Source organism: Lysinibacillus sp. Bpr_S20 (assembly GCF_023337835.1).
GTDB lineage: Bacteria > Bacillota > Bacilli > Bacillales_A > Planococcaceae > Lysinibacillus.
On the sequence record NZ_JALNLQ010000019.1, the window covers coordinates 34,908 to 42,091 of the forward strand.

The 7,184-nt window shown below is 37.7% G+C and carries 7 protein-coding genes; all 7 read left to right on the plus strand.

All coding sequences use genetic code 11. The features are described 5' to 3' along the window. Nucleotides 1-28 precede the first annotated feature (28 nt). The 7 genes from MWJ95_RS23880 (at nucleotide 29) to MWJ95_RS23910 (ending at nucleotide 6,936) form a co-directional block, all read left to right on the plus strand. A complete protein-coding gene (locus MWJ95_RS23880) occupies nucleotides 29-1,549 on the plus strand; it encodes a tetratricopeptide repeat protein (protein ID WP_249076203.1) in 1,521 nt (506 codons plus the stop codon). A gap of 100 nt (nucleotides 1,550-1,649) precedes the next feature. Next, complete coding sequence (gene trxB, locus MWJ95_RS23885) at nucleotides 1,650-2,594, plus strand: thioredoxin-disulfide reductase (RefSeq protein ID WP_249107359.1); 945 nt, start codon at nucleotides 1,650-1,652, stop codon at nucleotides 2,592-2,594. A gap of 599 nt (nucleotides 2,595-3,193) precedes the next feature. After that, a complete protein-coding gene (locus MWJ95_RS23890; protein WP_249076201.1) occupies nucleotides 3,194-3,661 on the plus strand; it encodes an 8-oxo-dGTP diphosphatase in 468 nt (155 codons plus the stop codon). A 9-nt stretch (nucleotides 3,662-3,670) separates the two neighbouring features. Then, the gene (rapZ, locus tag MWJ95_RS23895; RefSeq protein WP_249107360.1) at nucleotides 3,671-4,564 is read left to right on the plus strand and encodes an RNase adapter RapZ; all 894 of its coding nucleotides are present in this window, start codon (nucleotides 3,671-3,673) and stop codon (nucleotides 4,562-4,564) included. Between the two features lie 4 nt (nucleotides 4,565-4,568). Continuing rightward, entirely contained in the window at nucleotides 4,569-5,552 is a 984-nt protein-coding gene (locus MWJ95_RS23900) for a gluconeogenesis factor YvcK family protein (protein ID WP_249076199.1), read from the plus strand. A 65-nt stretch (nucleotides 5,553-5,617) separates the two neighbouring features. After that, entirely contained in the window at nucleotides 5,618-6,565 is a 948-nt protein-coding gene (gene whiA, locus MWJ95_RS23905) for a DNA-binding protein WhiA (RefSeq protein WP_249076198.1), read from the plus strand. A gap of 113 nt (nucleotides 6,566-6,678) precedes the next feature. Next, nucleotides 6,679-6,936: an HPr family phosphocarrier protein gene (locus MWJ95_RS23910; RefSeq protein ID WP_053485816.1), complete on the plus strand. Its 258-nt coding sequence runs from the start codon at nucleotides 6,679-6,681 to the stop codon at nucleotides 6,934-6,936. Nucleotides 6,937-7,184 lie beyond the last annotated feature (248 nt).

Consider the following 7,184-nt stretch of genomic DNA (forward strand, 5'->3'; position numbering starts at 1 on the left):
CCTTATTTCTTGTTTCGGAGGAAATATTTTGGAAAAGAAACGTCAAAAAGAGAATCAAACGAATATAGTGTCGTTCATTCCAACAGGCGACTATTATTATAAAAAATCAATTCAAGCAATGAATAGTGGACAAATGAATAAAGCCTATAAATATTTACAGCGAGCAGTGGATTTAAGCCCTGATGATCCAATGATTTTATTACAATTAGCGATCATAGAGTTAGAGGGTCAACGTTTCGAGGAAGCGTATGATCTTCTTCGTCATGCCTATCAGATAGATAAAGACAATCCAGAAATTATTTTTTATATGGCAGAGGTTTCAGGATGTGTCGGCATCATACACGATGCTAAACGCTTTGCAGAGCAATATTTACAAATAGAGCCAGAAGGTGTTTATGCAGATGAAGCTACTGAAATATTAGAGTTTGTTGATATTGAGCAAGATGATTTTGAGGAGCTTGAAGGTTCTGCAGAAGATTTATATCGGCAGGAACAGGCGAGACGTAGTATGGAAAAGGGAGATTTCCCTGAAGCTATTAAAATGCTAGAAGACTTAATAGAAGATAGACCTGATTTTTGGTCAGCTCATAACAACTTAGCCCTTGCTTATTTCTATGTGGGAGAAGCAGAACAGGCAAAGGCGCTTCTAAACACGGTATTACGTGAAAATAAAGGTAATTTACATGCACTATGTAATTTAACGGTTATCGCGTACTATGAAAAAAATGAAGAAGATTTACAGGACCTTTTAGAAGTACTTGTGAAAATTCAACCATACTTATGGGAACATCGCTACAAACTGGGTGCAACATTAGCGCTCGTTGGACAATATGATTTAGCATTTAAATGGTTACGTAGCATGCAGAAAAGAGGCTACGTAGGTGATGCCGGCTTTTACTTTTGGTTATCACATGCAGCTTATTTCTCAGGACATGAAGAAATTTCTAAGAGTGCATGGGAACAATTACTTGAGCAAGATCCCGATAAAGAAGGCTTTGAGCCTTGGCGTCAAGAAGAAAACAACAATTATTCACTAGATGCATTAGAACACGACCGTGATTATATTGTGGAAAAGCTAGAGAGCGATTATACAAGTGAACGCATATTTGGTTTATTTTTACTAAGCTGTACAGCACATAAACAGGAAATTATTGCGCATCCAAAATGGATAGACGTTGACCAATTTAATGCGTATGAAAAGCTATTCCTCGCATATGCACTAGGACATCAATTTGATATGAAAAATAAAGTGGAGGCTAGCTTTATACGAGCAGTAAGTGTACCAGAAATTTTACTAGAACAGTATGGGAAGCTTACTACATTAATTGCACCAATGTTCCAAATGTGGTTTGTGCTTTGTGAGCAAGCATTAATGAATAATTATCGTTTTACAAATCCAGCAGCTATTGCAGGAGCAAATGATTATTTATTTCGTTCTTCCCGGATGCTCAAGGTGACAAAAAAGGAAATAGCTCAACAATACGGAGTATCAGTATCAACTTTATCGAAGTATATTGAAGAAATTTTAATGTTTTTACCAAATAATTAGACCGTGAGCAACATAGTTGAATAACTTTTTACTTTCACATACGATGAACATACTAAAGTTATTATAAAAAAGTAAAAAATCGGTTTAGGGGGAAGTATTTATGTCAGAAGAAAAAATTTATGATGTTGTAATAATTGGTGCAGGTCCTGCTGGTATGACTGCGGCTGTTTACACATCGCGTGCCAACCTTTCAACTTTAATGATTGAACGTGGGATTCCTGGCGGACAAATGGCAAATACAGAAGAAGTAGAAAACTATCCAGGATTCGATACAATTTTAGGGCCTGAGCTATCGACAAAAATGTTCGATCACGCTAAAAAATTTGGTGCAGAGTATGCGTATGGCGATGTAACTGAAATTATTGATGGTGAGGAATATAAAACAATTATTTCAGGTACTAAAGAATATAAAACACGAGCTATTATTCTTTCTACAGGTGCAGAATATAAAAAAATGGGCGTGCCTGGCGAAAAAGAACTTGGTGGCCGTGGTGTCAGCTATTGTGCAGTATGTGACGGTGCATTCTTCAAGCAAAAAAATCTTGTTGTCGTAGGTGGCGGGGATTCTGCTGTTGAAGAAGGCGTTTATTTAACTCGCTTTGCTGATAAAGTAACAATTGTGCACCGTCGTGATAAATTACGTGCACAAAAAATTCTCCAAGATCGTGCCTTTGCTAATGAAAAAATTGATTTCATTTGGAATGCAACAGTCAAAGAAATTAATGAGGCGAATGGTAAAGTTGGAAGTGTAACATTACAATCAACGGTAGATGGTACAGAATCTGATTTTGCTACTGATGGCGTATTCGTATACATTGGTATGCTGCCATTAACAAAACCATTTGAATCTCTGGGTATTTTAAACGATGCTGGTTATATTTTGACAAATGATAATATGGAAACAACAGTACCAGGAATCTTCGCTGCTGGAGATGTACGTGAAAAATCACTTCGTCAAATCGTTACAGCGACAGGTGACGGAAGTATTGCAGCACAAGCAGTACAGCACTATGTGGAAGAATTATTAGAAAAAATTAACGCTTAAAGTCAATGTTGATAAGGGTAGTCTCCTCCCAGAGTGTAATGTGTAGTCAAGTAAATATTTTAGTAAAGTACCCAAAACATTGTGGATGACATTTATATAAGTTGATTGGAGTGGAGACTGGGCGACTCCTTGGGGATTAGCGTCACAGATGAGACCCTGCAGCGAAGCGAAGCGGCTCATCGGACGCCCCCAGGAAAGCGCCCAATCGGAACGGAAATCAACCACACGTTATGGAGAAGTACCCATAATCATTATTTTAAGGAAAAAAATACAATTTTAATACGGTCTTAATATAGTTGTAACTTGAATGACATATAAAAGGTGTAATATAAAGAGTGTAATTAGCAATCCCCCTTTTATTTTGTTGAGTAGGTTGTTTCCGCCAAATAAGGTGGAGCAACCTATTTTTGTTGTGTACGGAAATTTTGATTTTTTCTGGCGGAGTTTCATATCTTTGTGTAAAGGTTAAAAAAACTTGTCTCCTACATGTATCGATGAAGTTAAAATTGCCATGCACCTAAAGTTTAGAAATGAGGACAAACCCTGTTTGGTCTTGCTATAATAAAAGGTAGAATGTAAATGAGATTAGAGGTGTGCCTATGCAAAGAATCGCAAATTTAATAGCCGTAAAAGATGGTCAAGTGCTTTTACTTCAGAAGCCGAGACGTGGCTGGTACGTAGCTCCTGGCGGTAAAATGGAGCGCGGTGAATCGATTTATGAGGCTGCAGTACGTGAGTTTAAAGAAGAAACAAATGTCACGCCAATAAATGCTCATTTAAAGGGTGTTTATACGATGGTTATGAAAGAAAATAATGAGGTAGTGGACGAATGGATGCTTTATACATTTGTTGCAAAGGATATAGAAGGAGTACCGTTTAAAGAAACGAGAGAAGGCAAACTTGCATGGCACCCTGTAGAGGATTTGGAACATTTGCCAATGGCTGAAGGTGATCGTACAAACTTACAATTTGCTATCTCACAATCAGGCATTCAGTACGGTACATTTGAATACACAACTGATTTTGAATTACTTCATGAGAAAATACAAATATCAATTGAACAATAAAGGAGCTGCATGACAGTGGTGGTTGAAGGCCTAAAAGGTAAACATGAATTGGTTATTATTACAGGAATGTCTGGAGCTGGGAAAACAGTAGCTATTCAAAGCTTTGAGGATTTAGGGTATTACTGTATTGATAATTTACCACCAGCGTTACTCACAACATTTTTAACCTTACTAAGGGATTCGGGTAAAAATATTACACGTATAGCAGCTGTCATGGATATGCGTGGTGGCAACTTTTTTGATTCTCTTATCGGTGCCCTCGATCATATTCTTAAAGAAGGCGATATTGTTGCTCGGATATTATTTTTAGATGCAGATGATGCAACTTTAGTTAGACGTTATAAAGAAACAAGACGCGCACATCCATTGGCTGTAAATGGTTTGCCGTTAGATGGCATTAAACAAGAACGTAAGCTTTTATCGGAAGTAAAAGGTCGCGCTAAATCTGTCTACAATACATCTAATATGAAGCCTAAAGAGCTACGTGAAAAAATTGCTAAAGAATTTGCCAGTGATGCTGATAATATTTTCACAGTAAATATCATGTCCTTTGGATTTAAGCATGGTATGCCAATAGATGCTGACTTAGTTTTTGATGTCCGTTTTTTAAAAAATCCATATTATGTGGAGGAGTTACGCCATAAAACGGGCCTACAAACGGAGGTATCTTCTTATGTTCTGGCACTTGAGGATACGCAAACACTTATCCAAAAACTAACGGATTTGTTTGAATTTATGATTCCGCTCTATAGACAAGAGGGTAAATCACAACTTGTCATTGCTTTTGGATGTACTGGAGGACAGCATCGTTCGGTAACATTAACAGAGTATTTTGGAGCCTATTTAGCTGGAAAGGAAAACACTGTTATTACGCATCGTGACATCAATCGTAGAAAGGATTGAGTGAATGGGAAAGAAGCGAACAAAGCTTGTTGTAATTGGTGGTGGTACAGGGCTTTCTACGTTACTACGTGGGCTCAAGCACCACCCATTTGATATTACTGCCATTGTGACAGTAGCAGATGATGGTGGTTCTTCAGGACGCTTACGAGATGACTATGATATTCCACCACCTGGTGATGTCCGTAATGTGATCGCGGCGTTATCGGATGTTGAGCCGCTTGTAGAGCAAATGTTTCAATACCGATTTTCAGCATCCGAAGATTTACGTGGACATTCATTAGGTAATTTAATGCTGACTGCATTAACTGATATTACCGGGGATTTTAACCATGCTATTAGTGAGATGGGAAAAGTTTTAAAGGTTCATGGTCGCGTCATACCAGCTGCTAATAAAAAGATAAATTTACACGCTGAGCTTGAGGACGGTTCAATCATTGAAGGGGAATCTAAAATTCCAAAGGCTAAAAAACCAATTAATCGGGTTTTTTTAGTGCCTGAAAACGTGCAACCGCTACCAGAGGCTATTCGAGCAATCAATCGAGCTGACTATATTTTAATTGGTCCAGGAAGTTTATATACAAGCATTATTCCAAACCTTCTTGTAAAAGAAATTGGGGAAGCCGTTGTGAAGGCGAAAGGAAGAAAAATTTATGTTTGTAATTTGATGACTCAAAAAGGTGAAACCATTTCCTATACAGCAGGCGATCATGTTAAAGCTTTATATAAGCATGTTGGAGACTCCTTCATTGACTCTATATTGGTGAATGATGTAAAACTTCCTCATCCTGTAAAAGAGCTTTATAAGGAAGAGTGTGCTGAGCCAGTAACATTTGACGTTGCAAAACTGGAAAGTATGGGCTTAGAGGTTATTAAACGAGATATTGCCACGATTCGCCCAGATGGGACGGTTCGTCATAATGCTACAAACGTTGCTAAATGGCTTGTAGACTACGCAAATATCTACGGACAAAAAGTTAGTGAATTATAAAGCGCTTATTGTATATGATAAGATGAACATATACATAGAACAAAAGGTTGAAAGGAGGGCGTGATATGTCTTTTGCTTCTGAAACGAAAAAAGAATTAACGCAAATAGAAGCGGACAATCATTGTATGAAAGCAGAAGTATCTGCCCTAATTCGTATGAATGGTTCATTATCCTTTGCGAATAAACAGTTAAGCTTAGACGTACAAACTGAAAACGCTGCAATCGCAAGAAGACTCTATACGATTATGAAGAAGCTTTATCCGTATAATGTAGAGTTACTTGTAAGAAAAAAAATGCGTTTGAAAAAAAATAACGTATACATTTGCCGCGTAAGAGAAGGTGCGCGTGAGCTACTAATTGATTTAGAAATCATCTCAGACGACTTTCAATTTAATCATACTATTTCTCGGAAGCTCATTAAAAAGGGTGGACAAAAAAGAGCGTATTTACGAGGCGCATTTTTAGCTGGAGGCTCTGTCAACAATCCAGAAACATCAGCCTACCATTTAGAAATTTATTCATTGTATAAAGAGCATGGCGAGGCTTTAATGGATTTAATGAATGAATTTGAGCTAAATGCAAAAACAATTGAACGAAAAAAAGGCTTTGTCACCTATTTAAAAGAAGCGGAGAAAATTTCTGACTTCCTTAATATTGTTGGTGCTCATCAAGCAATGATGAAATTCGAAGATGTTCGCATATTACGAGACATGAGAAATAGTGTCAACCGCATTGTCAACTGTGAAACAGCGAACTTGAATAAAACAATAGGCGCAGCATTACGTCAAGTAGAGAATATCCGATTTATTGAAAATTCAATAGGTCTAGATCAATTACCAGAAAAACTTCGTGAAATTGCACGATTACGAGTAGAATACCAAGATGTAACACTAAAAGAACTTGGTGAAATGGTCTCAAGCGGAACGGTTAGTAAATCGGGTGTCAATCATCGATTACGGAAAATCGATGAAATTGCTGATGCATTAAGAAGCGGAGAAAAAATTGGTGGTTAAATTTTCATACTTTTCAGGTATGAATGTGATACCTAATCGCGTATTGTTCTTTTGCTAGTAAGTAAGGTAAGATAAAAATAACAGATGAACGGTAGTAAAGGGGAGTTTTAAGAATGACCGAGAGAAGAGTCCATGTAAAATTAAAATTAGGACTACAAGCTAGACAAGCAGCACTATTTGTGCAAGAAGCAAATCGTTTTAGCGCAGATATCTTTCTGGAAAAAGACGAGAAAAAAGTAAACGCTAAATCCATTATGGGCGTTATGAGTTTAGCCATTGCCAAAGGAACAGAAGTTGTACTTAGTGGCGATGGTAACGATGCCGAGCAAGCGGTTACAGCATTAGCAGCACTAATCGAAAAAGAAGATTAAAATAGGATGCAAAGACTGTCCAAAACGAAATGTTGGGCAGTTTTTTTGCGTTCTTGCATTGTAAAAAGAGTCGAATGACGTTTAGAATCATCGGAATCGTGGATAGAAGAGCCGAAGTCGTGGACAAAAGCCAGAGTCGTGGATAGAAGAGCTAAAGTCGCGGACAAAAGCCAGAGTCGTGGATAGAAGAGCTAAAGTCGTGGATAGAAGAGCCAGAGTCGTGGATAGAAGGCCAAAGTCGTGGACAA